This is a genomic window from Rhodoferax sp. (genome assembly GCF_014859475.1).
In the GTDB taxonomy this organism is placed as follows: Bacteria; Pseudomonadota; Gammaproteobacteria; order Burkholderiales; family Burkholderiaceae_C; genus Rhodoferax.
Genome location: NZ_JACUUE010000213.1, coordinates 1 through 4,113, shown reverse-complemented (window position 1 = coordinate 4,113; position 4,113 = coordinate 1). Strand labels below are relative to the sequence as shown.

Here is a 4,113-nt window from a genome sequence, read left to right as displayed (position 1 = left end):
CAGGTTTTCGCGGTGCTTGGCGTGGTTCGCGCTGGCTTGGCCAGGGACCGGCTGCGGGTTTGGCTGGCCATGCAGCCCCGTCATTGTTACTGCGCGCCGTATCCCAGCAGTTTTTCCACATCGAGAATCCGGATGTCACGCCGGTCGATGGCAATGAGCTGCTGTGCTTCAAGCTCATGCGCGACGCGAGAAAAATACTCCGGTGTGAGCGACAGGCGTGAGGCGCAACAACTCATTGGGCGACAAGCTACTGAACTGCGGTGAACCCGCCAGAAAGCGCCGCAGTCAAAAAGTTGCGGGTCCAGCGCCACGGCTATTCCAGCATGATGGCATTGCCAGAAGTGTCAAAGGCGACCATGTTGTCAAGTGCGCCAAGTTTGACGGACGCCACCATGCGTTCCAGCGTTTTTTCTACGTCGCTGCTGCTCGCCGGCGTGTTGTTGGCGCCCGTCAGCGAGGCGACAAACACCACATGCCATTGGCTTTGAAACTTGCCGGATTCAAGCTTGAGCGCCGCAAAGCTCTGGATTTCCTCGGGTGCCTTGTCGGCGACCATGGCCGGCACCAGGGCGCCGCCGTGCCCGGCTTCAAATTCCTGGCGTTGCTGCGGGGTGCAGTCGTCGGGCAATTCGGCGCTGGTGAACACCATCAGCAGGCGCTGCGGTTGTGCCTGCTGGCGCGCGGCCTGCAGCAGATCGTCAAAATTGGCAATGTTGATGGTCATGGTGTGGATGGGGTGTTGTGGTCGTGAAAGCGCCGGATGCGCGTTAGCAATTCATCAGGCACTGCAGCTGAGGGCATCTTTGAACGACCTATTGCACCAGCGATGTGTCGGCTGCTTCCAGGCTCACGCCATGGACGCTCGCCTGGCCCGCCACCAGGCTCAGGTACTGGCGCAAGGCGGTCACATAGGTCTGCTGTTTCAGCGTCATGCGTACCGCGCCGTGCACCGACTCGAACGGCTGGGCCACGCCGGCCTCGCGCCCCAGGACTTCCACCACATGCAGGCCGAAACGGCTCTGCACCAAGCGTGGCAGCACACCCACTTCGGTGTGGCCAAACAACGCCTTGGCAAACTCGGGTGCGCAGTCGGCCGTGGTCAACCAGCCCAGTTGGCCGCCATCGGCACCGCTGGGGCAGTTGGACAGGGTTTTGGCAGCCGTGCCAAACGCGTCGTCGGTGCCGGTTTTGGTGTTGGTGCCGTCAAAGCAGCGCACATTGAGCAAGGTGCCTTCGGCTTGCTTGCGCAGCGCGTTCAGGTCCACTCCGGGCGTGACCGCGAACAGGATGTGACGCACATGGACACGTTCACCGGTGGTGTAGTGGCTTGCCTGGTTGGCCGCGTGGTGGCGGCGGCAGGCTTCCTCGGAGGGCTCGGGCACTTGCAGTTCCTGCTCCAGCAAGGTCTCGATGGCACTGGAGGCCGCCTCGCTGGCGACACCGTCGGTGCCGGGCGCATCATGGGCGTCGAGCAGGCCCTTTTGCATGGCGGTCTGACGCAACAATTCGGCGTAAGCGCGCTGGCGCAACTCGTCTGCCGTCAAGGCATCGCCCGCGTTGTGCAGCGCAATGCCATTGATGCTCGCCACGGTGGCTTCGGTCGGGTGGGTTGTTTGCATGGTTGTCACCTTAAACACCTGCGCCGGGTTGGCGCGGCTGATTTTGTCCGGCAGGCACATTCACGCGCCGTGCCCGCACCACTTGGTAGGGGCGCAGCAGATAGCTCACTGAGGCAAACCCGCTCCAGACGTGCACCAGGCGGGTGAATGGGAAGATGAAGAAGATCGTCATGCCCAGGAACATGTGCGTCTTGAAGATGAAACCCGCATCCGCCAGCAGTGCCACTGCGCCCGGCTGGAAGGTCACGATGGCCTGCGCCCAGCCCGCCAGTTTCATCATCATGCTGCCGTCCAGGTGTTGGCCCGATAGCGGCACGGTGGCCAGGCCCAGCGCCAGTTGCAGCCACAACAGCACCAGCAGCACGATGTCGCTGGTTTTGGAGTTGATGCGGATGCGTGGCTCGGTCAGGCGGCGGTGCAGCAGCAGGGTGACACCAATGAAGCCCAGCAAACCGGCAATGCCGCCGCTGATCATGGCCATGAGCTGCTTGTCGCCGGCGCTGATGAAGTTCTCATAGACAAAGTGCGGTGTCAGCATGCCCACGGTGTGGCCAAAGAACAGGAACAGCACACCAATGTGGAACAGGTTGCTGCCCCAGCGCAGTTGCCCCATTTTCAGCATTTGCGACGAGTCGCTTTTCCAGGTGTACTGGTCGCGGTCGAAGCGGATCAGGCTGCCGAGCACGAAGACGGCGAAGGCGATGTACGGATAGACGCCAAACAGGAGGTAATCAAGGGTGTTCATAGTGGGACTCCAGCAGTTGCGGCGGCGCTTTGACGGGTTTTTGCCGCATCGGTTTTGACAAAATGAATGGGTTGGGGTTGATCCGGTTTGGTCTGTCCCTTGACAGAGCAGCCATCAAACACCACCGGTTCTTCCCAGGTGGTGTCGAGCGGCTCATCGGCCACGATCTTGACCGGGTGCGCCTTTTCGCCACTGAGCTCCAGCAGTGCGCCGAGCACGCTGGCGTAAGGGCTTTTGCGCTGTTGCAGGGCGTTGAAAATGGCATTGAAGATGTGCGCCATCTCGCTCAAAAAGGCGCGTGCCTCCGTGGGGGGTTGGGTCGAGACAAATTCAAGCACCACCGGCAGGTAGTCCGGCATTTCATCGGGGCCGAGAAACAGGCCGGCTTTTTCGTAGGTTTGCGCCAGGTCGATCATGGCCGGGCCACGGTCGCGTGAGTCGCCATGCACATGTTCGAACAGGTGCAGCGAAGTGGCGCGGCCGCGGTCAAAGACCTCGACGTAGTCGGCCTCGTTGTCAAGCGCGTTGCCGCGTGCCAGGGCGTTGATGAGTGCGTCAAGTTCTTCCAGGCGCGCCGGGGCGATGGCTTTCTCAGACAGCAACGCCTGGCGCATGTCGTCCAGGTCAGCGCGCAGCTGCGTGTCCGGGTAGGACAGCAGCCGCGCCAGCACGCGCAGGCTCAGGGAGATGGGTGTTGGGTTGGAAAAGAGTGCCATGATTTAAACCTCCGCCTGAATCGGGATGGTGCGGCGTTTGCTGCCGCCAAACAGGCTGGCCTCAGAAGCGCCGTCCGAGCAGCCGTTACCAAACGAGAAGCCGCAGCCACCACGCACGTCAAAGGTGTTCTCGGCGTATTCGCGGTGCGTGCTGGGGATGACAAAGCGGTCTTCGTAGTTGGCAATCGCCATCACCTGGTACATCTCCTCGACTTCCAGTGTGCTCATTTGCACCTGCTCCAGCGCCGCCATGTTGGGTTTGCCATCCACGTGTTTACCGCGCTGGTAGGCGCGCATCGCCAGCATGCGCTCCAGTGCGCGTTCCACCGGGAAGGTGTCGCCCGCCGTGAGCAGATTGGCCAGGTACTTCACCGGAATCCGAAGTTGCTTGACATCGGGTATTTCACCGTTGATGCCAATGTTGCCGGCGTTGGCCGCCGATTGAATAGGCGACAGCGGTGGCACATACCAGACCATTGGCAGCGTGCGGTACTCGGGGTGCAAGGGCAGGGCGACCTTCCATTCGACCGCCATCTTGTAAACCGGGCTGTTGCGCGCCGCTTCCATCCACTTGTCGGGAATGCCGTCAATGCGGGCCTGTTCGATGACTTTGGGGTCATTCGGGTCCAGGAAGATGTCAAGCTGGGCCTGGTACAGGTCGCGGTCATGTTCCACGCTCGCGGCCTCCTGAATGCGGTCTGCATCGTAAAGCAGCACGCCCAGGTAACGAATGCGCCCGACACAGGTTTCACTGCATACGGTGGGCTGACCGGCTTCGATGCGCGGGTAGCAGAAGATGCACTTTTCGGCCTTGCCGGACTTCCAGTTGTAGTAAATCTTTTTGTAAGGGCAGCCGCTGATGCACATGCGCCAGCCGCGGCATTTGTCCTGGTCAATGAGCACAATGCCGTCTTCCTCGCGCTTGTAGATGCTGCCAGACGGGCAGCTGGCTACACACGCCGGGTTGAGGCAGTGCTCGCACAGGCGCGGCAGGTACATCATGAAGGTGTTTTCGAACTGGCCGTAGATGTCT

The 4,113-nt window shown here is 61.2% G+C and carries 5 protein-coding genes and 1 pseudogene; all 6 read right to left on the bottom strand.

Annotated features, from left to right (window positions below; genetic code table 11):
- Positions 1-86: 86 nt before the first annotated feature.
- Positions 87-224, bottom strand: a pseudogene (locus IBX54_RS13195) (helix-turn-helix domain-containing protein); the annotation flags it as partial.
- Positions 225-313: 89 nt separating this feature from the next.
- Positions 314-724 carry a ribonucleotide reductase subunit alpha gene (locus IBX54_RS13190; protein WP_367141845.1) on the bottom strand — a complete coding sequence of 137 codons (411 nt, stop codon included), beginning with the start codon at positions 722-724 and terminating at the stop codon, positions 314-316.
- Positions 725-812: 88 nt separating this feature from the next.
- Positions 813-1,619: a peptidylprolyl isomerase gene (locus IBX54_RS13185; RefSeq protein WP_296543116.1), complete on the bottom strand. Its 807-nt coding sequence runs from the start codon at positions 1,617-1,619 to the stop codon at positions 813-815.
- 10 nt (positions 1,620-1,629) lie between these two features.
- Complete coding sequence (gene narI, locus IBX54_RS13180; RefSeq protein WP_296543115.1) at positions 1,630-2,364, bottom strand: respiratory nitrate reductase subunit gamma; 735 nt, start codon at positions 2,362-2,364, stop codon at positions 1,630-1,632.
- Entirely contained in the window at positions 2,361-3,080 is a 720-nt protein-coding gene (gene narJ / locus IBX54_RS13175; protein ID WP_296543114.1) for a nitrate reductase molybdenum cofactor assembly chaperone, read from the bottom strand. Before narJ ends, narI begins: the two co-directional genes overlap by 4 nt.
- Before the next feature lie 3 nt (positions 3,081-3,083).
- Positions 3,084-4,113: nitrate reductase subunit beta (narH, locus tag IBX54_RS13170; RefSeq protein ID WP_296543113.1), on the bottom strand; the 1,030-nt coding region annotated here is incomplete at its 5' end.

Excerpts from the sequence above, each read along its gene's own strand:
- IBX54_RS13185 (WP_296543116.1), bottom strand. The coding sequence starts at position 1,619 with ATGCAAACAACCCACCCGACCGAAGCCACCGTGGCGAGCATCAATGGC.
- narI (WP_296543115.1), bottom strand. The coding sequence starts at position 2,364 with ATGAACACCCTTGATTACCTCCTGTTTGGCGTCTATCCGTACATCGCC.
- narJ (WP_296543114.1), bottom strand. The coding sequence starts at position 3,080 with ATGGCACTCTTTTCCAACCCAACACCCATCTCCCTGAGCCTGCGCGTG.
- IBX54_RS13190 (WP_367141845.1), bottom strand. The coding sequence starts at position 724 with ATGACCATCAACATTGCCAATTTTGACGATCTGCTGCAGGCCGCGCGC.